This is a genomic window from Adonisia turfae CCMR0081 (assembly GCF_011009555.1).
Lineage (GTDB): Bacteria > Cyanobacteriota > Cyanobacteriia > Phormidesmidales > Phormidesmidaceae > Leptothoe > Leptothoe turfae.
Genome location: NZ_QXHD01000004.1, coordinates 1743720 through 1767843 on the forward strand (window position 1 = coordinate 1743720; position 24124 = coordinate 1767843).

Consider the following 24124-nt stretch of genomic DNA (forward strand, 5'->3'; position numbering starts at 1 on the left):
TCGGGATCTGTCGAATCAACGGTTGGATGCCATGGTGGCAGAGTTGGAGGAAGCAATGGATGCGATCGCCACCCAAACCCAAACCCAAATTCACATCAAGCCACAACTCCGCAACGAACCCGTTCCCGTTAATTCCCACATTTACAATGCCATTGCCCAGGTGTGCGATGAACTACGGCTACCGGCTCAATCATTGCCCAGCCGCGCCAGCCACGATGCCCAAATTATCGCTAGCATTACCGATATGGGTATGATTTTTGTCCCCAGCCAGAACGGCATCAGCCATTCTGAAACCGAGTACACAACGCCTGAACATTGCATTCAAGGCGCAAATATTTTATTACATACTTTGTTGAAGTTAGATCAACATTATCGTTGCCCAGAATATCCTCCAGCCATTAGAACAGAATCTAAAGTTTAATGGAACTTTCCACCTTCTGAAGGCAGCTATTGGTACGTTTTTACCCAGCTGTCTCCTAAGTTACATTCACTGTTGTCCCATGTTCACTGGTAACAGTTATTACTAACCTTCACGGCCCATAGTTGTATTCAGATTAAACATTTAGCTTCAATTTCGCACCCTTCTCATCCCTATAGGAGACATCCCCCATGGCGGTTAGCGCTGATCGGCCCTCCCCGATAGCCCCTCAAGAGCAGCCTCCCAAACCCACCATAGTATCGACTGAAGCTGCAGCAGGTGTTTCACTGCGCTCCGTCACCAAAAAATATGGCAATGTCATCGCCATTGAAAACATGACCCTGGATATCCCAGCAGGCATTTATTGCTGTTTGCTAGGACCCAGCGGATGCGGTAAAACCACTGCCCTGAGGATGATTTCAGGCCATGAGTCAGTCACCAGTGGCCAGGTCTTGATTGGAGATCGCTGTGTCAATGATTTGCCAGCCGCAAAACGGAACACTGCCATGATGTTCCAAAACTATGCCTTATTTCCCCATAAGACTGTCTGGCAAAACGTTGAGTTTGGCCTCAAAATGCAGCGTGTTCCTCTGACAGAGCGACGGGAACGTGTGGCAGAAATTTTAGAGTTGGTTGGTCTCAGTAATACCGCTAAACGCAAGCCTCATCAGCTAAGTGGTGGGCAGCAGCAACGCATTGCCCTGGCACGGGCCTTGGTCACCCGGCCCCAGGTATTGATGCTAGATGAGCCCCTCAGTGCCTTGGATGAAAACCTCCGAGTCCGGATGCGAGGAGAGCTCCGTAATATTCAAAAACAGTTCGGTCTCACATTTATTCAGGTAACTCACCATGTTGAAGAAGCCTTTTCCCTATCGGATCAAATTGTGGTGATGAACCATGGTCATATTGATCAGGTGGCCACACCGACTGAGCTGTTCAATCAGCCCGCGTCTCGGTTTGTTGCTCGATTTATCGGCGACAACAATATTTTCTCCGGTAAGGTATTAACCTCCACTGCCCAGGCCAATGGTAAGGATCTCATTCGCCTTGATGTTGAGGGCATAGGCTTACTGCACGCCATTGGTCACAGTAGTCAGCCTGGCACCAACGCCGCATGTTCTGTGCGCCCTGATCTTCTCACCCTAGGGAAGCCGGATTCTCCTACTGATTCTAAAACTCTTCCTACTAATACGCTGACCGCCCGCATCATCCAGGTGGAAATGACTGGTTTCGTCACCCGTGTCACCCTCATGGCAACCGCCACGGGCCAAACTCTACTGCATACGCTACGGACAGTAGACTTTCAAAACCTTGCCCTGCAAGAAGGCCAGACTGTTTCACTCAAATGGTCGGCCAACGACTGTGTTTTCCTAGCTAATTAGATGGGCATTCATCGCTGATCTAATCGAAGTCACAGAACTCACATGAATTTGTTTCTAGGACTAATCTATGACTAAAATCACTCGTCGTAAGCTACTTTACACTGGTTTGGCCGCTGGGGCTGCCGTTGCGACCACACGATGCGCGTCCTCTGCACCAGAAGGCACCCCTAACAATCCGGCTCCCGGCCCTGAAGTCAACACAAATCAAACTAAAGACGTCACCCTGCGCCTCATCGGTACTGGCGTTTCCCAGATCAACGAAATCCGCGATAAGGCCCAAGAGGACCTGGGCTTTAAGCTAGAAATGCGGGCTTTGAGTACTGAAGAAAACAACCAAATTGCCATCACCCAGCCCGATCAGTACGATATCTTTGACGGCGAATACTTTAGTTTGCCCCTAGTGGTTCCCTCCGGCAACCTGCAACCCATTGCCGTCTCTAAAATCAAAGATTGGGATAAGATCGTTCCCTTCTTCACCAGTGGCAAATTTGAAGGCATGCCGGTGGAAACGTCCCAGGGTACGGCTCCTTACAGAGTGATGTATCTGACTGGGGCAGATTCCAAAGAATTCTCAGCCACGCCCACAGATTTTGCCACCCTGATTCCCTTCCAGTACAATGCTGACACTCTGGGCTATCGTCCTGATCTTGTGGGTCGTAACATTGAAAGCTGGGGAGAACTCTTTAACGAGGAATTCAAGGGCAAGACCTCCATTCTGGATATTCCTCAGATCGGCATCATGGATGCGGCCATGGTGGCTGAAGCCCTGGGTCTGATGACCTTTGGTGACAAGGGCAACATGACCAAAGCAGAAATTGATCAGATTACCGATATCCTCAAAGAACAAAAGGCCAAGGGGCAGTTCCGTGCCTTCTGGAAGACCTTTGATGAGTCAGTAAACCTGATGTCCTCGGGTGAAGTTGTACTACAATCCATGTGGTCTCCTGCGGTGACTGCGGTGCAGGCGAAAGGCATTGAGTGCATCTACGCCCCCCTTAAAGAAGGCTATCGCGGCTGGGGTGGTGGCGTTGGCCTTTCCAAGAACCTCAGTGGCATCCAGCTAGATGCGGCCTACGAGTATATGAATTGGATGCTAGAGGGCTGGGTTGGTGCCTTCTTAGGTCGTCAGGGTTACTATAGCGCTGCACCAGAAAACGCTAAGAAGTATATGTCTGCTGAGGAGTGGGACTTCTGGTACGAGGGTAAGCCCGCCGCTGTGGATATGGTAGACCCCTTTGAGAAAACCCTAGCCAAGGCTGGGGCTGTTCGTGACGGTGGTGCCTTCAAGGATCGCTTTGGCAACATCGTCTGCTGGAACTCCACCATGGAAGAGAACACTTACCTCGTTCAAAAGTGGAACGAGTTTATTGCGTCGTAGTCGCCCTCACCCTAAATCCCTCTCCCCAGGGAGAGGGACTTTTAGTTCCCCTTCTCCCCAGGGAGAAGGGGGTAGGGGATGAGGGCCAACGTCTGCCAGCCAACCTTTTATTCAAGGCCCTATAGACCCATGGCTAAAGCCTGGACTAACCTAAAACCCTATTTCCTCGCAACGCCCCAGGCGCTAGCGCTGGGGCTATTCTTAATTTTCCCCATACTACTCATTGCGGTGGTCAGTTTCTGGGAGTTTAATGGCTACTCCATGACCCCCGCCTTTACCCTGGATAATTACATCGGCATTTTTACCTCCGATGTCACCCTTAAAACCTATTTCAACACCTTTAAATTTGTTGGGTTAACGTGGCTATTTACCTTGCTAATTGGCTACCCAGTGGCCTATTTTCTTTCATTTCACATTCCTAAACTGCGATGGCAGGTATTGTTGTTTTTGGTCTGTACCATCCCGTTTTGGACCTCGAATATCATTCGTATGATTTCCTGGTTACCGCTGCTAGGAAGAGAGGGGCTGGTTAACCAATTACTTCTAGGGGCAGGCATCACCCAGGAGCCGCTGGAGTTTTTACTATACTCAGACTTTGCGGTGGTGCTGGGCATGGTGCACCTCTATGTGATTTTTATGATTGCCCCTATTTTCAATAGCCTGATGCGCATCGACCGCACCCTAATCACCGCTGCAGAAGACATGGGTGCATCGGGGTTTGAGGTTTTTAGGGAAGTGATTTTTCCCCTATCAGCACCGGGCATTGCCATTGGTTCGATTTTTATCGTCACGCTGGTGATGGGGGAGTTTGTCACGGTGCGGCTGATGGGTGGGGGGCAGGCAGCTTCCATTGGCAAGCTGATTCAAACTCAGATTGGCAGTTTGCAATATCCCCTAGCAGCCGCCAATGCCATTGTGCTATTGGCCGTGACGTTACTAGTGGTCATTTCGATTTTGCGCCTTGTGGATATTAGAAAGGAATTATGAAAAAACGCTCTCTCTCTTTTTATCTGCTAGCTGCATTTTTTGGGCTGTTTGTTCTCTTTCTTTATGGCCCGATGATTACCATCTTTATCTTGTCTCTCCAAGGGCCAGATGGGACACTCACCTTTCCTGTCCGCAGCTTTGGCTTCTACTGGCTTGGGCAGGTTTTCCAAGAGCAGCGAGTGGGTAACTTTGTGGAGCCATTTAAGCGATCGCTAGTGCTGGGCGGTTTGGTAACCGCCTTAGTGGCTAGTATGGCCATTTCCGCAGCTATGGCCTTCCGACAACGGTTTCGGGGTGCAACTATACTGTTTTACTTGAGTATTGCCAGCCTAATTGTACCCAGCATTTTGGTTTCCCTGGGGCTGGGCGTCATGTTCCAAGTCATGGAGTGGCCCACCAGATGGTATAGCTCAGGTTTGGGAGCTCACCTGACCTGGACCTTGCCCATTGCATTTTTGATTATGTTGGGTATCTTTAATCGGTTTAATCCGTCCTATGAAGAAGCGGCCCGAGATCTAGGGGCCAGCGATGCCAAAACATTTTTGGAAATTGTCTTACCGCTGATTGCCCCTAGCCTCATCGGGGTGAGTTTATTAACCTTCACCCTTTCATACGATGAATTTACGCGTACATCGTTGGTGTCTGGACAGTACAATACATTGCCCTTGGAAATCTTTGGTATGACGACTAATGTTACGTCCCCGGCACTCTATGCATTGGGCACGTTGACCACTCTGTTTTCGTTTAGCTTAATTATAGTGGCCTATGTACTCTATAGACGTTTGTCAAAGCAACGTCTGTCAGAGTGAAATGAGTAGCTTAGCCGAAAACCACCCGTCCCGGAGATGGCCAAACAGCTCATGGGGAAACTTTTTGGTGATAAAGGCTATGTGTCTCAGGCATTATTTGAAACCCTCTATCAGCAAGGGTTTACCTTGATTGCCATACGACGGAAAAACATGACCCATCGCTTAATGTCCCTTCTGGATAAAGTCCTCTGAACTCACGTTGCTTAGATTGTGAAATGCGCAGCCCAACAACACTTTAAGTGGTCGGAGCAGGCCTGGAGTTATTTGGAGACTCATCACAAATGAGAGTCTCTCTATTCTGATTAGATGACATGATGGTGCATAGTTGCGTTCTAGGCAATATCACGTACATGCCACTAGCTTAAAATATTCAGCAGATAACTCAACGGCTATAAGTTGTACATCCCCAGTGTTCCAGTTTTGGCATTTGGGGACCATGCCATCCTCGCTTTTTTAACTCTCTAGCAATAAATAAGTTTGTGATGCCATGACCCACCAGGACTACAGACCCAGTCTCATAAGATTTTTGTTCTAATAATTCAGTGGCTTTTCTAACTCGTTCTTTGTTATAGGTCTGAGATTGAGAGTGAGGAGAATAACCTAAACTCAATAGCAACCTATCAAGAAAAAGCCACATATGAAATGGTAACCGAATATTGAGCGGACACTCAAGCCAAAAGTCTACTTCACGAAAGATAGGATTCCTAATAGGGAGAATGGTAGGTTCAAGGATTTGAGCAGAGTGTATAGAACGAGGAAGATCGCTCGTGAACACTAGCTTTGCTGATTGAACTAGCGCTTGAATAGCTTCTGGAGGGAAAGAATCACTTGCAATTCTGGCTGATTGATAATGACCAATGACCTGTGATAAATCGGAGCTATTGATCCATCCTTGTGGTGTAATTGCTGGTTTCCCATGCCTAATCAAGGTGATAGTTGTGCTCATTGCTTAGGATTCAAAAGTTCACTATCAAAGATGTGCTAGCTAACTATTATGCATGCGGAAAGCTTCTGGATAACACACCTACAAGGACATTATCTAGAAGTGTTTTGCCCAATCCCCTGATTTACTAAATTAGGCAGCCATCGGCCAACCTACCATAGTGACCTAGTCAAACCCCATGCCAGTAATTCAATACTATCCATACAGAATTCATTCAGATCATTGCTCGATCTTGGAATTTGCGAGGGGGTAGACTGCAAGGGCTAGTTAATGAGGTCAAGAATGACTTTTTTAAAGTTGATATGTGCAGCGGGTAGTCTTGGATTCGGGATTATTGTATTGACGGAGGAATCCACTCCACCATCGGTTAAGTCAGCTATTTTAGTGTTGATTTCACTCCTCTTCTTGAGGCTTTATTGGCCAGCTAAGTTATCTTAGGAGCACCGCACAAGTGATGTGAAATCGCCCTCTCAAGAACCAGCTTCGAGATAATTTGAGTAACGCCAGCAGCACGATCAACAGCCAATGTAGTAAGCCGTTTGAACACGTTACTGACGTTAGTAATGCGATTTGAGTTTTGAAGATTACGCCGTAAAACCCCTTTCTAGCGAACTTTCATGATGGCAGGGGAGAGCGGCAGCGGTTGGTTCGAGATTTGAAAGACGTCTGTGGTGGCTACTTACTGTTGGCGTTTTGCTGCTGCCTGCATATTTACTTGGAATCATTTTTAGCTGCTACATCCTTTTCAACCAGGTTTTCAACACGCTACCCTATTGGAGGGCAGCGTTTATCATAGTTCGCTAACCAGGGGACTATGAGCGGTAAGCGATGACACGAATCTCCACTAATGCACCTTCAGTGATGAGTTCGGAAACACCAATAGCTGACCAAGCAGGATAAGGATCTTTCACATACTCATCCTTGACCTTCGTAAAGGTGTCAAAATATTTACGTAGAGAAACATGGTAGGTTGTCATTTCTACAACATCATCGAAAGAAAGCGTGGCTTCTGTCAAGTATAGTAGAACCGTTTCAAAAGCCTCTCGGAACTGCGCCTCTGGGTCGCTTGAGATACTACGATCAGGACGTGTTCCTGTAGCACCTGAAAAGAATACGAACTTGTCAATTTTGACAGCAGGTGCGAAGTGCCAGTCGTTGTAATAATGAGAGAACTCTTTTGGAATAATCGGCTTTTTCATGTTTTACCTCTCGGAACTAAAGGGAAGGGTGGAATAAGTCCTTCAACCGAAGCCTATAAGCATTTACCCCCTACCCCTACCACGATAGCCTTCCATCAGCCTGGGAATGCTAATGAAGTATGAAGTATGCGCTAGCACACAACGCCCTTATCCGTTAGGGCGTTCTTTTTTTGAAAAAAAATCCCTCAGCCATTACCAGCCAAGGGATATGAAAAAGTGCATTTAGATAGAGTCCGGTAGTCCCCCTTTTATCTTGTGTAATACATGAAATTGACTACCGAATGTCTTTAAAAGTTGCAAAAGAATGCTCAATGGATGGTATTGAGGGAGGTTAGCCGAGCTAGTGCTCGTAACCGTGCTGGTGACCGTTAACTTCTCTGTAACGGCTTTAATAACAGGTTTAGCCCCGTACCGCTGGTAGTAGCCCAAACAGGAAACCCGCTAATAGTTCAATGGCACACATTAGCGGGTGATAACTTTATGTGACTCTCTGTGCTAACGAAAAGTTCAGGCTCATGCAGGTAAAAGTTCAGGTTTGTTCAGATCTAATAGGGTTGAGTGAGCTAATATTCAATATGCTGTGATATTGATGTGACCGTGTTTTCAACAAACATTGATGTGCTCACATTCCAAAGGAAGATCCATATGAAACACCAAGTTTTTGCACTAAATTAGAGTTAGCCTTAATCCACTAAACCCTGATGCATTAATGAATAATCAGGGAATCGCATTTGCGACTAAGCCATAGTTGGTGCATGCTCTGGCCAAGATATGTATCAACTATTTATTTAAGAGCATCAGGGTACCCCGCATATACCCAAAGAATTAGGGTGGGGTGAAGCGATCTTATTCTCCAGAAGTATTATTTATAGCTCAACTGTACCGTTAGCCTGTAGAAAGGTTGGGGCAATCTTATAAATGACTTTGTCAACAAGGCATTGAGTTTTGTGCAACACAACATCTAAAAGAAGGTCTATGAAGTACATATTGTGTACATTATTTTTGACATTGGGATTGGCAGTTTCACCTGCCACTGCTCAGGTAGAAATCATTGAAGAAGAGGTAATCCTGGAAGAATATGTCGAAGAAGAGGAAATCTATGAAGAGGTAATCCTGGAAGAATATGTCGAAGAAGAGGAAATCTATGAAGAGGAAATCATTGAAGAAGCAGTAATCCTGGAAGAAGAGCTGATACTTGAAGAAGAAGTATACGTTGAGTAATCAACCCTCTCTCTAGGGCGGCGATGGGTCTGTTGAGGGTAGATTTTACGCCGTCAGCATTACCGAATACAACCACCTTTTTTACCAATATTTCTCCCTTTTCAGATCACCATCAATCCATTATGCCAACGGCAATTGCCAGGCTGCTACGCTAATGGCTGTTGTGATAAAGCACTGAACCATGAAAAAACTATAGATACATTAGATCAACTTTTTTCACTGGATGAGCTCTATTTATCTTGGTCCTTATCTGAAAGCGTGTAGTGAAAAACTTTTGAGATGATTGTCCACTGACCGTCTAAGTAAATGAGAGATAGCAGATCGATATAGTTTTTGGAGAACATAGAGCTGCGAACTTTCGCGATCGCAGTTACTGCACCTGCAAACTCAATCGAATCAATGGAAAACCCATAGGGCTCACCATTATGTTCTGGTGAAACACGGGTTTCAACCATTGGTAAATAGGTATCCATATCAAGATGTAACAGTTCTCCATCGGATGCTGTGAAATATTGTGCCCTGGGATGAAACACCTTTTTTAAGAGCGATACATCACATCGATATAGACCGTCATAATACCGCTTGAGCAAGTCAATTACAGCATCATATTGTTGTTCTAGGATCAGCTCTGGGTTCATAGTTGCCTCCTGTTTATAGTTACGGCTTGATATACGTTTGCGAGCTAAATCTATTGTGCTTTATGTGGGTAGAGAGAAAAAGCCAAGCTGTTGAAACATTGCCAACTGGTCTAAAATTTCCCATTCCTCGATAATTTTATCTGCCTTAAAACGGCTGAGAATCATGCCGTGGACGTTCACTGGTTTGCCAGTTGCAGGGATTCCCATCAGGTCGCCATTATGGGTTCCGGTTAACGTAAAGCAGGTCACAACCTTGTTCTTTTCAGTGGCCAAGTCATCAACCTGTATCTTCAGGTCAGGAAAGGCTGTGCGAAATGCTTCAATAAAGCCCTTTAACCCATCGGCTCCCTGGACCTCTTCACTGGGACTACCAAAGATATAGTCTGGATGAACAAACTCCTCTATAGCTGAGAAATTGCCTTTATTGATCACCTCTTCAATGTAACGACGGATGATTGCTTGGTGAGTATCAGACATAAAATTCTCCTCGATTAGGTGCCAATGTTGAAGCTGTCAGCCTGTTTACTCGGACCCTTTAGCTGCGAACGTGGATAAGGTTTAGCTAAAGACATAGGGAAAGGGTGAATACAGCTGCTGCCAAAAAGGATGCTTCTGTCCGCACATGGTCCAATGTAGAATTCTGTAGGGGCAAGCCTTGTGCCTGCCCTAAGATAGCGAATGCGTTCTTCAGTAAGACAAACTTGGTGCTTGACGAAGATAGGTATCATTGAACAGCTGCTTCAAAATAAAATCCGCCACATCCGCGCGAGTAATTTTCAATTTCGAAGTTTTATCGGTGCCTGGAAACCCATGGCGGTATTGTCCTGTTCGACCACCCTCAATCAATGCCCCAGGTCGAACAATGGTCCAATCCAGGTTGCTTTGTTGCACATAACTCTCCTGTAGCTCATGATCTGCAAACACATGGCGCAGAATCAAGCCAAACATAATGTACTTCCAGAAGAAGTTTAGGCTACCCCAGCTATCTCCGGCACCAAGAGTGCTTTGACAGATAAATCGTCGTACACCCGCGTGTTCCATGGCACGGATGATCTGCTGTGTTCCTGCTGAGCGAATATTACTTTTTAGCTGTTGACCAGACCCGAGGATACATACAACCGCCTCTTGACCTTGGACTGCCTGCTCTACCGATGGCAGATCCATCACATCTCCCTGAGCCACGTTAAGGTTGGGATGCTGAATATTCAACTTAGCAGGGGTCCGGACAAAGGCTGTGACCCTATGCCCCTGGTCCAGTGCCTGTTCGACAACCTGACGCCCGGTACTGCCTGTAGCTCCGAAAATAACTAGTTTCATGGTGTTTGCTCCTAAGCAATGACACCCTTAGCTTAGGCAGGCGATTATTTCTGGGCTTTTTATTTCTTGCGGCCCTGTCACAATCTTGCGGGGAGTTGTCAAATGTGGACATGAAACGCAGAAGAGGCAGAGAAAGGCTGAAATCTAAAGTATGTAAGCGAAGTTACCTGATTACAGTTAGATAACCGATATAATTAGGTGCTGACGTCATGGGCTGACTCCGTGCAAGAACCTGCTATACCATCGGTTCAAACAAGTTCTTCGTTCGACCAGACACAGGACGTGGAGCCTATTCGTATCACACAACTCCTAAATCCCCCTGGCGAAGGGCATTATCACTGTGGGACTAAACACACGCTGTTTATGTCCCTTGTGCCTCGGCCTATTTACTATTTGCAAGCACAAGATGGCAAAACCCATACGGGATTGTACAAAAAAGGGGATATCTCTATTACTCCAGCGAGTACCCCATTTTTTGCTCGGTGGGAAGGAGATGAAAATTGTTTACAGATTCAGCTGAGCGATGCCTTTGTGAAACGTATCGCTCAAGAGACGATTCAGCAGGATTGCGATCGCATCCTGCTTCTCCCCCAATTTCAAACCAATAATCCCCAGCTTGAATCCATTGCCACCATGCTCCTCACCGAGTTCAAGCAAAACGCAACAGGCAACAGGCTATACCTGGATTCCCTAGCTAATGTTCTGGCGGTCAATTTACTCAGACAGCACACCACCACCAAAACATCAGTTCCCACCTATGGGGGTGGCTTACCCCAGTACCAACTGCAGCGAGTTTTGGACTATATCGATGCCTATTTGGATCGCGAGATCAAACTGGCGGACCTGGCCCAGCTATTAGACATGAGCCAATTTCACTTCAGCCGCTTATTTAAACAGTCCATCGGCATTTCTCCTCACCAATATCTGGTACAACAACGGGTAGAACGAGCTAAACAATTATTGAAACAAACAGACCGTCTCATCGTTGATATTGCCTTAGAGTGTGGATTTAACAGCCACAGTCATTTAAGCAAGCAGTTTCGTCAAGTGACCGGCATGAGCCCCAAGGCGTTTAGGGCAAGCTAATCATCAGACTCAGTGTCTTCAAACATCTAACCTCAAAAATTTAATAATTTACGATAAACAATCTTGTCAGCGCCTGCTTCATAAAAGTCACGAATGCACGCTTCTTGCCCATAACCACACTTAAGATAAAACGCTCGTGTCCGTTCGAAGCTTGCTAATGTCTCCACCAATAATAAGTGCGCCCCCCGTGCCGCCAACGTTTCTTCAACATGGCGCACCATTGCTGTACCCCGCCCTTGCCCCTGTTGCTCGGGATGGACAGCGAGAAAGAGTAGATTCCAGGTCCCATTGGTCATCCGCTCAGGCGCACAGTAGGCCGCCGCCACTAGCCCGTCATCATCGTCCGTCAGCCAAAAATGATCGCCATTTTCACCGCTAAAGTAATCATTTAGGCTTGATTTCAGCTCCTTCAACTCCTCTGGTGAGAAGCCAATTGCCTCACTAGCTAAGGCAAGTAGCGCAGCCGTGTCATCGAGCGTAGTCGATCGAATCATTACATCACAACAGTTGTTATATCGCTCAAAACATAACAACTGTTGTGATAACCTGTCAAGGTAGAGTTGCTAAACGCTATGGGTCATGAAGATCGCCGGATTGAGATTGCCAAAGCTGCATGGCAAGTGATTGTGCGGGAAGGGTTAGACCGGACGAGTATGCGTGCGATCGCACAGGAACTCGGCTCCTCAACCGGTGTGGTCACCCACTACTTTCGCAATAAGGAAGAGCTCACCCTATTTGCCCTAGAGCAAGTGGTGAAAGGCACCCTTGAGTATATGGAAACCCGTGCTACAGGGTTAGACGGAATCAGCAGATTAGAAGCAATGCTTTTCTCGGCTCTACCTTTGGAGGTTAGTGATAGAGACGACTGGACAGTATGGATAGCATTTTTAGGCTATTCCATTGGTCGTGAACACCTGGTTCAGGCGCATCAAAAACGCTATAGCCAGATACAACAGGTGCTCAGAAAAGAGCTATCTGATTTGCAAACCGCCAAATTAATTCGAGCCGATCTTGATTTAGCACTTGAAGCTAATGCTCTGATTGCCCTAGTCGATGGCATTGGCATCGGAGTCGTCATCAACCCTGATCAGTTCTCTATAGAGCAGCAAAAATATCTCATTCAGCAGCACATCCATGGTTTACAGATAACAGCCTGAACTGGGTTAAGTCGGGTCTAACAAATGTTGAATGCGCCTAAGGAGTTAGGCGTTGCTATGGGTATCCCAAGTAATCACCACTTTCCCCTTAGCGTGCCCTTCCCCAAGATAGCAAAGGGCTGCTGCTGTTGCCTTCAATGGATAACATCGATCTATCACAGGGACGACTTTGCCAGATTCAAGCAGTGCCCCAATAACGGACAGGTCCTTTTCCTCTATTTGCGCTACCCCCATAAATGAGAGTTTTCTACTGTCAACGTTGGATAATATGGGTCCCACAAGCAATGCCTGCATAATTTGAGCCAGTGCTCCCCCAGCCGCAACATAGATGCCTTTAGGGCATAATGCCCGACGGTAATTAAAAATCGAGTTATAGCCATTGACCGCAAAAATCAGGTCATACTGCTGCCCATGGGTGGTGAGATCGTCTTGTGTGTAATCGATAACGTGATCTGCGCCAATTGAACGGGCAATATCAAGATTTCGGGTGCTACAGACAGCCGTTACCATTGTCCCAAAAGATTTAGCTAGCTGCACGGCAAATGACCCCACGCCCCCAGAGGCTCCATTGATGAGAACTTTTTGACCTGGGTGAATTCGACCTTGCAGCGCTTGCAGCGCTGTCAGAGCTGCAACAGGCGTAGCGGCTGCGGCCTCAAATGATACGTTGGTTGGTTTCAGGACCAACTCATGTTCGTCAGCACAGGCATAGTCTGCGAATGAGCCTTTGGCGACTCCAAAAACCTCATCCCCTGGCTGAAACGTTGTTACGCGATTGCCCACAGCCTCAACCCGACCTGCTACATCCAGGCCCAGTGATATCTCTTTGGGCTTAAACAGTTCACCGTTGAGTAAACGGATCCCCATGGCCCCTCTTAAACGATGCCAGTCTAAAGCATTGACAGATGCCGCATAAACCTTGACCAAAACCTGATGATCACTGGGTACCGGTTGCTCGGTCTCGATCAGTTCAATGACATCCGGGGAGCCATATTTTGTGTACACAATCTTTTTCATTGAGATCTCCTTCTGTTCAACATTTACCCCTTTAACCAACAATGAAAACCAGAGCATTGTTTCACGCATTCTGGAGGGCAAGACTCAAAGATCCCAGAATGCGGGGGGCTGAATAATTGAACTTCTTTTCTAAAAATGTCCTTATCACCCACACAAGTAGCTTATGGGCAAGACGGGACAAGCGTCATACCACCCAGGTATTAATCGAGGAGTAATTACCAGGGGAAACCTGATTACTATGTTGACGACAAAATGCCGAAAACACGGGCTTTTGCAACGGCATCGGCTCGATGATGGGCATCGAGTTTGCCATAAATATTTCGCGTATGAACTTTCACTGTATTCACCGAAAGGCAGAGATTGGCTGCAATTTCCTGATTGGTCTGACCCTCGGCTATCAGGTGGAGCACTTCGATTTCTCGCTTACTCAAGGGTTCGAGCAAGGTGGTTGCTTGAGACTGTGTTGTGAATGATTTTTTAGGCCCTAATGCGTTCGGAGGAAATGTCGCTAACACGCGCTGCACATAATTAGGGTTTATTTTGTGAGAAAGAGCCCCATAGAGCAAACGGGCCATGGGCTGACCTTCATTGACAAAGATACGCAGGTAACCTTCAGTTTCTGCTAGTGTGAGCGCGCGTTCTAAAAATTGGAGCGCACACGGGATGTTTTCTTGGGCTTCATTGATGAGTGCTTGTAAGACAACAATCTCAATCATGCTGCCTAATCTGCCGCCTGTTTCTGCCATCGAGTATAGTTGTTTCAGCAGTGATATTGCTGTTTGCAACGTTTCATCTGTCTGGTCATGTCTGTACTGAGCAATGAGCACTCTGGCAAATGTAATGTACTCAAATTCTTGCAAATAACTGAGCTCATTTTCAACAGATAAGCCTTGTCCACGCAGCCAACTGAGAGCTTCGGCCAGTCTATCTTGACGGAGCCATATCCGTGTCTTTAATGCGGCTACAGAACAAACATTAGGAACAGGACTTTTTTGGTATATCTGTTCTGCCTTGTCGAGTAACGTGAGGGCATCATCGAGGTCTCCCTGCTCGGCCTTTAATTGAGCCTGAACGAGATACAATCCATAGGGCCATTCCGGTAATGCCGCTTGCTTCCCAAGTACCAGACATTTTTGAAGCTGCTGTTGAGCAGCTTCTTCATTGCCCTGTTCATGGTAAAGCTTGCTCAACCCCAGATGTAAGTCAGTTGTGCCCACTGGTTCGCCCTGCGCTGTCGCAAACCGTAAGGCCTCTGTGTAGATCTTGCTTGCATCAAAGAGACGGCCCTGGGCGATCTTAATGCTGGCCAATGTATAGGAGCCACTGATGGCAAACAGTATATGTCCTGTGGTCCGTAAGCGTGCGATCGCATCAGTCATATACTGAGCCGCTGTCTCCAAATCTCCATTTCTCCAATAGGCCAAACCTAGCAGAGAGCTTGCCAGGCCAGCTATATAGTGATTTGTCTCAGTCAGCAGGCTGAGGGTTTTCCGGGCATATTTGATCGTGCCAGCATGATCACCAAGGGCTTGGGCATAAAATGCCCAGGCCAGGTCCAATAACTCTTGTGGTGACTGGACTATGCTCTCATCTTGACTGCTTAACGAGACCTCCAAAGAATCTCTGTTGTTGACTGCCAATAAACGACTTGCATCCTTTAGTCGGCTCTCTGCAGCCTGCAACTGACCTGAAAAAAGCAACTCCCATGCCAGGCCAATGCTGAGCGTTGGCCGCGTTCGGACTAACTTATCCGGCAAGGTCTGCACCCATTTTGTCCAGGTTGCATTCTGATAGTAGGAGCCAATATTCGCTGACCATTCCCATTCGATCAGATCCGCCGCCCGCTCAAACTGTCGCGCAGCAAGGGCATGGTGGATCGCATTGAGTCGCAAATTATTTTGCTCGTACCAGGCACAGGCCCTTAGATGTAGCTCGGCTACATTGCCCGGCTGAAGCTTAGCTAAGCGCGCCTGTAGAACATCCTTGAAAAGATGATGGTAGCGATACCACTGGCGTTTATCATCGAGCGGAATCAACAACAGATTTGTACGTTCTAAAGAGTCTAAGATTGCTTGGCCTGATATGGAAGATTGTGGCACAACAGCATCACAAAGAGACCCACACAGTTGGTCAAGAATGGATGTGAACAATAGAAAATTCTGGATGCGTTCAGGTTGTTTTTCCAGAATCTCTTCCACCAGATAATCTAGTATAAAGTAATGGCTACCGGAGAACGATTGGATAAAGTTGCTTGTGTCCCGATGGCCTTGTAAAGATATGGCTGCCAGGTGTAGTGCGGCAATCCAGCCTTCAGTGCGGGTTTCAAGTGCGGTCATATCGTCTGCCGACAAGTTGAGCGCCATTACCCGGTTAAGAAATTCCGCCGTTTCGATTGGGGTGAAGCGCACATCAGATGCACGCAACTCAGTTAGTTGATCACGGGCACGCAGTCGTGCCAGGGGCAGTGGTGGGTCTTTGCGGGTGGCAATAACAAGGTGTATGGAGGATGGCGGCAGGTGATTGACCAAAAATTCTAGTGCCTGATCCACCGGTGCAGATTTAATCAGGTGATAGTCATCCAGGACGAGGATAAAATTCTCAGAAACCGCTGTAATTTCATTGATCAATGTCGTTAGAATTGCATTGATTGGAGGCAGTTGGGGGGAGTTTAGTGAACTTAAAATCCTCTCACCCAGTGGAGCCTCCCCCTCAACCTTGCTGAAGGTGAGCCTTTGCAAGGCAGACACAAGATAAACCAGAAAGCGAGTTGGATCATTATGCTCCTCATCCAGTGATAACCATGCCACCGGATGTTCACAGACCGCGACCCATTCGCTGAGTAACGTTGTTTTGCCAAAGCCAGCAGGGGCGGAGATGAGAGTGAGTTTTCTGTGTAACCCCCTATTTAACTGTTCAAGTAGCCGTGGACGCCGCACAGCATTGCGTCGTGGGGGTGGGATATATAGTTTGGTGGTTAAAATCGGCCTGTACATTATTAAATTATGTACATTACTCAAAAAATGATCCCGTGAATTTGATCCCGCTTCAACGTGAGGGGAGTAGTGAGTCTACCGTACCCATCATCACTATCAAGCTCTTCCTTGTTTATGCCGCTCATCTGCTGGAACCCAGCCACGATTTGTTAAACAGGGTGTTTCTAATCCAAGTATTGTTGAAGATAGCTGAGGGTAAGCAGCTTAGTTTCTGCCACCAGTTCTTGACGGAATTCCTGATCTCCACTGAGGGAAATCCATAAAAGTTCAGTAATTGTTTTAGTAATAACCATAGCGATGCGCTCACATTTTGTTATTGATAAACTTGGCTTACGCGCATGGAAGAAGCGAGCGAGTTCATTGATTACCTGATATTCAAAGTCATCGATTTTTTCAATGGCAGACCAGGTGATGGTGTCTAAAAGCTGTTCAAAAATAGCGCGTGACCCCGGATAGTCTGTGTAGAACTGATCAAACACATCAATCATCCGATCAACATAGCTGCGTAACGTTAGGGTGACTGTGTCGGGGGTATGCAGATCGAGAAATCGCTGATATTGCGTCTGCATATAGCGAATGGCCAGGGCCTTAAGAATAGCTTTTTTGTCGGGAAAGAATTGGTAAAGTGAGCCAACTGACACCTTGGCACGGGCTGCGATCGCACGCGTTGTCGTTGATTCATACCCAACCTCCAAAAATAGCTGCTCGGCAGCATCCAGAATGTGCTGGACTCGCTCCTGACTACGCGCCTGTTTAGGCTGTCGTCGCATCTTATTAAGTTTGGGTGAACTAGAGGAATCCGGTAGGGACATTGATTTTGGCTGTTGCTGATTGCGAAGACGGATCGACTGGGTAGCAGGCATCTATCTATTCAAGATGAAATCATACCGAGGATCGACGGCAACTATTTTTTTGCTAGGTTGACAAAACATGAATATTATTCGTATTTTTGAAACATGAACATTGTTCAGTTTTCTGCTTCTTTGAAGGCCCATTTCCCATGCGAACTATTACTCGGCGCATTCTGGTGTCCCTGCTAGCGGCTATTCCCTTCCTAAAAAAAACTCGTCAACCCATTGCTGCGCCAGCGTTGCCAGATCAAACCCACTATGACACCATCGTGATTGGTGCAGGGGCGGCAGGGTTAGCCGCCGCTCGGACATTGCAGGAGGCTAACCAGTCTGTACTCCTGCTTGAAGCTCGCGATCGCATCGGTGGCAGAGTCCATACAAATTACGATTTTGCCTCGCACCCCATTGAATGCGGTGCGGAATACCTCCATGGTGACAACATTGTGACCTGGGACTGGGTGCGTCGCTACCGGCTAGGGACATTGCCCGTATTTGATGAATATCGACACCAGTTCATGTACGTCAACCAAAAGCTGCTCCCGTTTAGACGTTGGTCAGCCATTCCTGGCATGGAAGTGCTTGATTGGATGGATGACTCGCCCATTGATACATTGATCACCTCATGGATTGATGCTGGCAAACCCGATGTCAGTCTGGCGCAGTTTCTCTTAGACGCTCAAGTCGAGCTGTCAACCGATGTGCGTCGCATCATGGACCATTTTTTCAGCGGTAGCTATGCAGCTAATCTCGATCAGCTGGGAATATATGGGTTAGCGGAGTTGACCTATGCCGGCGACGGCGATCGCTATTCTCGGCTAATCGAGGGATACTCCCATCTATTTGAGCAATTTGCAGCCGGACTCAAGATTCGCTATAAAACACCAGTCACACGCATTCACTGGCGTTCATCGGGGATAGAGATTCATACAGAAACCGGCAAAACTTACACCGCACAACAAATTGTGATCACACTGCCCCTGGCTCTATTGCAAGAGAATGCAGTGGAGTTTGAACCTGAGTTGCCCGATGCCAAACTCAATGCCATTCACGGCCTCGCTGCCGGACAGATTACCAAACTCATTCTGAAATTTGATCAGCCCTTCTGGTCTAGGGAATTAGAGTCTTGCCTGACCACACTGGATACTCAACTTTGGTGGAGACCGGGCTGGAAACGCCACCATGAGGCACCTGTTTTAACAGCCTTTACAGGCGCAACCGGAGCCAATAATCTGGGGCAGCTTGGACAAGCAGGCGCGGTTCAAGCAGGCTTACAAAATTTAGAACAGATGTTTGAGATGCCGTTGGCAGATCGATTAGTGGATGCGCTTTTTGTTGATTGGCAAGCAGATCCCTATGCCCGGATGGCCTATTCCTATGTTCCTGTAAATGGGGTGGGGTTGCGATCGCAACTTGCCCAGCCAGTCAATCAGGTCCTTTTCTTTGCTGGCGAAGCAACCCATACAACCCGTGCAGCCACCGTCCACGGCGCGTTAGAAAGTGGTATCCGGGCAGCTAATGAGATTCTATCTTTGAATACCAACGAAAATAAAAAAAAGAAATAGGAGGACAACTAAACCATGAACCGAAAACTAATACTCGATATCTTTATGGGATCTGTCATCCCTATCCTGGTCCTAAGCAGTCTGAATGAACAACTCGGAGCAGAAATGACCTATGTTGTTGCTGCCCTTGTTCCAGTAGGCTGGGTGTTTATTGATTTATTTTTTATCACTAAACGATTTAACTTTATTACCAGCTATATTGGCACGTTTGCGATTATTCGTGGTCTGCTAGCATTTTGGTTTGTCGATGGTATTCAGTTTGCCTTTAAAGATAGTGTTGGGTCTATCTTTCTGACCGTGGTATTTGGTGCTTCAATCATCATTCGCAAGCCGATCATCTACTATTTTCTGATGCAAGGCTTTAGTCCGGAGTCGCCGGAGCAAGAAAAATCATTAAAAGCATTGCTTACAGAGTCAAGGGTCTATCGGTCACTTGTCAATGGCACAATAATTATCTTGATGGTTAATCTATGGACAGGTATTGCCAATTTCTCTCTCAATCTCCGGATTGTGGTAGCCGATTTTGGCACAGCTATGTTTAATCAACAAGTGGCACAGGTGAATGCTATGACCCGCATCGCGCTGGCGATACCCGAGTTTATCGGATTTGTGATTGCTATTGTGGTGATCCGCCGGGCGATGTTTTACTATCTTCCTAAGGAGAATGGTAAAGAGCACAGTGAAAGTGATTTCTGGGATCTCTTACAACTACGCGAGGCTCAGAAGATCACGACAGACCCATAAAATCTAAAATGAGGGACTAAGAACTGCTATTGGCGTTAAGTCAATCCTCCTACAAGAAAACGTGATATATGTCCTATGCGATTTATGAAGTTTGCTACAAGCGTTCAGCAAGCCAAATTGCATAGGATGGGCATGTTCCAGCCAAAGAAACAAATTAGTGACTCATTGGAGCATCCCCATGCAATTTCAAATTACTCGAAAACGAATTGTCAACACTGTGTTGATCGGCACTCTAGCCCTGGGTCTGGGGAATTTTAATGGTCAGCCTGCTACAGCCCAACTTGACCGCAGTACCTTTCGGGAAGTAGCGCAAGAGCTTGACTTAAGCCGCTCTCAGATGAGACAAGTGGGCGGTATTATGCGAGACTTAAACTCTGAACTCGAAGAAATCCTCACCCCTGGGCAACTTGAGACACTACAATCTGCACGGGAACAGCAGGAGTCTCAGGACCCTCAGGAACTACAGGAAGCCTTAAATTTAACAGATACTCAGTCGGAACAGCTTGCTGTGGCCCATGCAGAGACGGTTGCTGAACTGCAAGAGGTTCTGACACCTGAACAGCTTGAAGGAATTATGGAAGTAACTGCCTTCAATCGGCTCTAAAAGACCATCCTAGCTTATACTACATCACTAAACTCACACTTCACCACAGGGCTCCTCTTAAGCTGATTTAAGAGACTAAGGGGGGCTTTTTCTCATTGCTAATGATGCGTTCGACCTGAATCAAATATTCAGTCTTGCTATGGATGATCACACTGACGCGACTAGTACACTAGCGATCGCAACCGAAGCACTCCATGCCACATCCCCCATATCATCTGAGAAAAAAAGGCCTCGCCGTTGGTTTCTTTGGCTGAGGAGAGCACTGTTCCTCAGCTTACTGTTACGTCTGGGGGTGGGCATAGTATTACGCTTGCCATCTATGCCTCGCGGCCATAATCAGGCAGGGTCACTGGAATCGTTGACGGTACCGGTAACCCATGGGCCTCTAGCAGTGAGGATTGAGGGTAATGGCACGGTCATTTCAAAGGACACCGTGAACCTCAGCCCAAAAACAACGGGTCGTCTGGCCAATCTCGATGTCCAGCAGGGTGATCGCGTGGAGGCAGGTCAGGTGGTTGCCCGCATGGAAATCGGGAGTTTAGCCGCTGAGCTACAGCAACGAAAAGCACAGCTTGATCAGGCTCAAGCTGATTATGCCAGAATTGTAGCCGGTAATCGAGAGGAAGATATCCTTCAGGCTGAAGCTCGTTTGGTGGCAGCCCAATCCCAGGTTGATCTGACGACAACTCGTCTGGAGCGGTTTGAGGATCTAGCCCGTCAGGGGGCGATTTCCCAAAATGATTTAGATCAGTATGTGAATGAAGCCCAAAGTGCTGTGGCAAATTTTAATGAAGTACAACAACAGCTTAAGGAAACCACCAACGGCTCGCGTCCCGAAGACATTGCAGCGGCAGCAGCCAATGTAGCAGCGGCTCAAGCGCAAATTGAGGTGATTGAAACGGAATTGGCAGACGCGAATATCCTGGCCCCCTTTGCTGGGTATGTAACCCAAACCTATGCCACCATTGGCGCAATTGTCACACCTACCACCACCGCATCCGCCACCGCATCCGCCACCTCCAGTTCCATTTTGGCCTTATCCTCAGGTCTCGAAGTTGAGGTGGATATCTTAGAAGCCAACATTGGCCAAATTCAGGTGGGCCAATCAGTGGAGATTGTCGCAGAGGCATTTCCCAACCAGGTCTATACAGGTCGGGTACAACGGATTGCTCCAGAGGCGATTATTGAAAACAATGTCACCACATTTCAGGTGGTTGTTGAGCTATTGACGGGCACTGACCAACTGCGATCGGGTATGACGGTGGATGCCACTTTTATGGGTGAGACCTTAACAGATGCTTTAATGGTGCCAACTGTTGCGATCGCCACCCAAGACGGACAGCTGGGCGTGCAAATGCCAGATAGTGAGGGCAATGCTGAGTTTCAACCGGTTACTGTCGGTATCACCCAGGCAGGGAGTACTCAAATTGTTGAAGGCCTAGAAGCAGGGGAGCGAATTTTTCTGGAACTGCCACCGGAGGAACAACGCCCTGGTCAATCTGGTTTTCCTTTACCTTAGCTGGTGACAAATTCAATTCACTCTCACACCTTTGAAACCAATGGGACTTAATGTTCTTGAAAATGCCAAGATGGCCTTTAAGACCCTGGCGGCCAACAAACTGCAAAGTGGTCTTACCATGCTAGGTATTATCATCGGCAACGCCTCTGTTATTGCCATGGTGGCAGCCGGAGAAGCGGCCCAAGGGTTTGTCACGGCACAGTTTGAATCCTTAGGCACCAATCTGTTGTTTATTACCCCTGGTGATGCCCAGCGGGGGCCGCTTGCCGGTACAACTCAGGCAGATACCCTGACGCTGGCGGATGCTGAGGCGATTACTCAAGAAGTATTGGCTGTTAGTGCGATCGCACCTCAAAAAAATACGCGGTTACGCATTACCCAGGGGGCCGCCGAGACCCAGGCCAATGTGACAGGAACTACACCAGACTACCAGGTTGTGCGAGATATCCAGATCGCCCAAGGACAGTTCTTGAATCCCATTGATGTCCAAACTAATTTACGGGTCGCTGTTCTCGGTAGTGAAACCGCTCGCACATTATTTGGAAATCAAGATCCGGTCGGTCGCAAAATTCGCATTAGTAACCTGAGCTTTACGGTTAGCGGCGTTGTGGAAGAGCGCGGTTCTTCATTTGGCCAAAACCAGGATGAGCTAGTCTACATCCCAATCAATGTGATGGTGAGCCAGTTGACAGGGCAAGAGACCGGCAAGATTAGCCCAACGGTGCAGGTGATTTCAATTTCTCTGGAAAGCCCAGACACAACTAATGCAGCCGTTTATCAAATTAGAAATTTGTTGCGTCTGCGCCACAACATTTTGCAAGGAGACGACGACTTTGCAGTACAAAGCCAGCAGGAATTGTTGGAGAGGTCTAGCAGCATCACAGATATTCTGGTGCTAGTGCTGGGGTTTACTGCCGGTATCTCCTTGTTAGTCGGGGGCATTGGCATCATGAATATCATGTTGGTTTCGGTGACAGAACGCACGGGGGAAATTGGTCTCCGTAAGGCAATCGGGGCCACTGGGACAGATATTCTGGCCCAGTTCACCATTGAGGCTGTTATCCTGGCGGCAACGGGCGGCATGATTGGTATTGGTGTGGGGCTTCTTGGAGTGGTGGGTCTGACATTGTTTAGCCCCTTGGAGGCTGGGGTCAGCCTGAACGCTGTGATAGTTTCGTTTACCGTGTCGGGCAGTATTGGTTTGATTTTTGGCATTGCGCCTGCCCAGAGAGCGGCAAATCTTGATCCGATTGTGGCCCTGCGGAGTTAGAACAACACATGCTATGAGCCATCTTATTCAACTGCAAAACCTATCTAAAACCTACGGCATAGGCGATCTCCAGGTGTATGCCTTGAAGGCTGTTGATCTGACCATAAATTCAGGAGACTATTGCACCATTATGGGGCCATCTGGCTCGGGAAAGTCAACGATGATGAATATGATTGGTTGTCTTGATCGTCCTACCCAGGGGGACTATTGGCTGGATGGTGTGAAGATCTCACAACTAACTGCTAAGCAATTGGCTGGCATTCGTAATCGTAAAATTGGTTTTATTTTTCAACAGTTTCATTTGCTCCATCAGCTGACAGCCGTAGAAAATGTTGTTCTGCCCATGGTCTATGCGGGGGTGCCTGCTGGCGAACGGGAGTCACGGGCCATTGCGGCATTGCAGCGGGTGGGTCTAGGGGACAGGCTAGGCAATCGGCCTAATCAACTCTCTGGCGGACAACAGCAACGAGTAGCGATCGCACGGGCCATCGTCAATCAACCCAAATTGCTCCTGGCCGATGAACCGACGGGGGCTCTGGACTCTCAGATGAGCCAGGAAATCATGGATATCTTTGCCGAGCTGAACCAGCAGGGCATGACCCTGGTGATGGTCACCCATGATCCGGAAGTCGCCCAGCGCTGTCGACGTACCATCACCTTTCGGGATGGGAGTGTTTTACAGGACTCGCACCACCAACCATCTCGCTCTATTCCCAGTGATTTAGCCCCAGGGCCATCTAATACCTAAGTCGAACTTTTAAAGACAGTCTCTGGGCAAACGCATCTTCATTGAGGCTCAAGTGGCGGGGAATATGACCTGTACGCTGGCCTACCTCGAATTTTTGCAATCTCAGTTTCCAGACCAATGCTTGATTGTGTTGTGGCATGGTGCCAGTTACTATTGGGGGGTATGGGCAATGAGCTCAATTCAAGTCTGCCAGCCCCCAATAGCGGATTCATTTCATTCGCTTTGCCCCCAATGGTCCAAATCAAAATCCGAGTCAACACATGTGGTTGTAGGCAAAGACT

Annotated in this window: 23 protein-coding genes and 1 pseudogene; 15 read left to right on the forward strand and 9 right to left on the reverse strand. The window is 47.6% G+C overall.

The features are described 5' to 3' along the window. From DXZ20_RS11665 to DXZ20_RS11690, 6 genes and pseudogenes are all read left to right on the forward strand, one after another. A partial coding sequence (locus DXZ20_RS11665) for a M20/M25/M40 family metallo-hydrolase (RefSeq protein WP_163703471.1) occupies positions 1–421 on the forward strand: 421 nt, incomplete at its 5' end. A gap of 188 nt (positions 422–609) precedes the next feature. Next, a complete protein-coding gene (locus DXZ20_RS11670; RefSeq protein ID WP_250565724.1) occupies positions 610–1800 on the forward strand; it encodes an ABC transporter ATP-binding protein in 1191 nt (396 codons plus the stop codon). Positions 1801–1867: 67 nt separating this feature from the next. Continuing rightward, positions 1868–3178: an ABC transporter substrate-binding protein gene (locus tag DXZ20_RS11675; RefSeq protein ID WP_163665019.1), complete on the forward strand. Its 1311-nt coding sequence runs from the start codon at positions 1868–1870 to the stop codon at positions 3176–3178. A 129-nt stretch (positions 3179–3307) separates the two neighbouring features. Continuing rightward, the gene (locus DXZ20_RS11680) at positions 3308–4165 is read left to right on the forward strand and encodes an ABC transporter permease (RefSeq protein ID WP_163698320.1); all 858 of its coding nucleotides are present in this window, start codon (positions 3308–3310) and stop codon (positions 4163–4165) included. Next, entirely contained in the window at positions 4162–4974 is an 813-nt protein-coding gene (locus DXZ20_RS11685; RefSeq protein ID WP_250564963.1) for an ABC transporter permease, read from the forward strand. Before DXZ20_RS11680 ends, DXZ20_RS11685 begins: the two co-directional genes overlap by 4 nt. Before the next feature lie 33 nt (positions 4975–5007). After that, positions 5008–5166: pseudogene (locus tag DXZ20_RS11690) on the forward strand (transposase); the annotation flags it as partial. Positions 5167–5356: 190 nt separating this feature from the next. On the opposite strand, the gene DXZ20_RS11695 reads toward DXZ20_RS11690, so the two are convergent. Then, positions 5357–5920 (reverse strand): histidine phosphatase family protein, encoded by a 564-nt coding sequence (locus tag DXZ20_RS11695; RefSeq protein ID WP_163669347.1) that lies wholly within the window; start codon positions 5918–5920, stop codon positions 5357–5359. Between the two features lie 809 nt (positions 5921–6729). Next, on the reverse strand, positions 6730–7116 hold the full coding sequence (locus tag DXZ20_RS11700; protein WP_163669346.1) for a RidA family protein: 387 nt from the start codon (positions 7114–7116) through the stop codon (positions 6730–6732). Positions 7117–8091: 975 nt separating this feature from the next. Between DXZ20_RS11700 and DXZ20_RS11705 the strand changes: the two genes are divergently transcribed. After that, complete coding sequence (locus DXZ20_RS11705) at positions 8092–8337, forward strand: hypothetical protein (RefSeq protein ID WP_250565725.1); 246 nt, start codon at positions 8092–8094, stop codon at positions 8335–8337. Between the two features lie 230 nt (positions 8338–8567). On the opposite strand, the gene DXZ20_RS11710 is transcribed toward DXZ20_RS11705, so the two are convergent. The 3 genes from DXZ20_RS11710 to DXZ20_RS11720 form a co-directional block, all read right to left on the reverse strand. After that, positions 8568–8975 (reverse strand): nuclear transport factor 2 family protein, encoded by a 408-nt coding sequence (locus DXZ20_RS11710; protein ID WP_163669342.1) that lies wholly within the window; start codon positions 8973–8975, stop codon positions 8568–8570. Between the two features lie 60 nt (positions 8976–9035). Beyond that, the gene (locus tag DXZ20_RS11715) at positions 9036–9452 is read right to left on the reverse strand and encodes an ester cyclase (RefSeq protein ID WP_163669341.1); all 417 of its coding nucleotides are present in this window, start codon (positions 9450–9452) and stop codon (positions 9036–9038) included. Positions 9453–9662: 210 nt separating this feature from the next. Continuing rightward, positions 9663–10292 carry an NAD(P)-dependent oxidoreductase gene (locus DXZ20_RS11720; protein ID WP_163698325.1) on the reverse strand — a complete coding sequence of 210 codons (630 nt, stop codon included), beginning with the start codon at positions 10290–10292 and terminating at the stop codon, positions 9663–9665. Between the two features lie 282 nt (positions 10293–10574). On the opposite strand from DXZ20_RS11720, the gene DXZ20_RS11725 reads away from it, so the two are divergent. Next, on the forward strand, positions 10575–11378 hold the full coding sequence (locus DXZ20_RS11725) for a helix-turn-helix domain-containing protein (protein ID WP_163669337.1): 804 nt from the start codon (positions 10575–10577) through the stop codon (positions 11376–11378). 32 nt (positions 11379–11410) lie between these two features. Here the strand turns inward: DXZ20_RS11725 and DXZ20_RS11730 are convergent, their stop codons facing one another. Next, a complete protein-coding gene (locus DXZ20_RS11730; protein ID WP_163698327.1) occupies positions 11411–11872 on the reverse strand; it encodes a GNAT family N-acetyltransferase in 462 nt (153 codons plus the stop codon). A 78-nt stretch (positions 11873–11950) separates the two neighbouring features. On the opposite strand from DXZ20_RS11730, the gene DXZ20_RS11735 reads away from it, so the two are divergent. Then, positions 11951–12535: a TetR/AcrR family transcriptional regulator gene (locus DXZ20_RS11735; protein WP_163698329.1), complete on the forward strand. Its 585-nt coding sequence runs from the start codon at positions 11951–11953 to the stop codon at positions 12533–12535. A gap of 45 nt (positions 12536–12580) precedes the next feature. Here DXZ20_RS11735 and DXZ20_RS11740 read toward each other — a convergent pair whose 3' ends face one another. From DXZ20_RS11740 to DXZ20_RS11750, 3 genes are all read right to left on the reverse strand, one after another. After that, on the reverse strand, positions 12581–13552 hold the full coding sequence (locus DXZ20_RS11740) for an NAD(P)-dependent alcohol dehydrogenase (RefSeq protein WP_163698331.1): 972 nt from the start codon (positions 13550–13552) through the stop codon (positions 12581–12583). A 236-nt stretch (positions 13553–13788) separates the two neighbouring features. Beyond that, positions 13789–16545 (reverse strand): winged helix-turn-helix domain-containing protein, encoded by a 2757-nt coding sequence (locus tag DXZ20_RS11745; protein WP_163698333.1) that lies wholly within the window; start codon positions 16543–16545, stop codon positions 13789–13791. Between the two features lie 164 nt (positions 16546–16709). Next, positions 16710–17357 (reverse strand): TetR/AcrR family transcriptional regulator, encoded by a 648-nt coding sequence (locus tag DXZ20_RS11750; RefSeq protein WP_163703473.1) that lies wholly within the window; start codon positions 17355–17357, stop codon positions 16710–16712. Positions 17358–17545: 188 nt separating this feature from the next. Here DXZ20_RS11750 and DXZ20_RS11755 point away from each other — a divergent pair, with 188 nt between their 5' ends. The 6 genes from DXZ20_RS11755 (at position 17546) to DXZ20_RS11780 (ending at position 23843) form a co-directional block, all read left to right on the forward strand. Next, entirely contained in the window at positions 17546–18958 is a 1413-nt protein-coding gene (locus DXZ20_RS11755; protein WP_163698335.1) for a flavin monoamine oxidase family protein, read from the forward strand. A gap of 15 nt (positions 18959–18973) precedes the next feature. Further along, the gene (locus DXZ20_RS11760; RefSeq protein WP_163669329.1) at positions 18974–19702 is read left to right on the forward strand and encodes a VC0807 family protein; all 729 of its coding nucleotides are present in this window, start codon (positions 18974–18976) and stop codon (positions 19700–19702) included. A gap of 178 nt (positions 19703–19880) precedes the next feature. Then, on the forward strand, positions 19881–20306 hold the full coding sequence (locus tag DXZ20_RS11765) for a hypothetical protein (RefSeq protein WP_163698337.1): 426 nt from the start codon (positions 19881–19883) through the stop codon (positions 20304–20306). A gap of 139 nt (positions 20307–20445) precedes the next feature. After that, positions 20446–21825 carry an efflux RND transporter periplasmic adaptor subunit gene (locus DXZ20_RS11770; RefSeq protein ID WP_163698339.1) on the forward strand — a complete coding sequence of 460 codons (1380 nt, stop codon included), beginning with the start codon at positions 20446–20448 and terminating at the stop codon, positions 21823–21825. A gap of 40 nt (positions 21826–21865) precedes the next feature. Then, positions 21866–23095: an ABC transporter permease gene (locus DXZ20_RS11775; protein ID WP_163698341.1), complete on the forward strand. Its 1230-nt coding sequence runs from the start codon at positions 21866–21868 to the stop codon at positions 23093–23095. A 13-nt stretch (positions 23096–23108) separates the two neighbouring features. After that, entirely contained in the window at positions 23109–23843 is a 735-nt protein-coding gene (locus tag DXZ20_RS11780) for an ABC transporter ATP-binding protein (RefSeq protein WP_163669322.1), read from the forward strand. Positions 23844–24124: the final 281 nt, after the last annotated feature.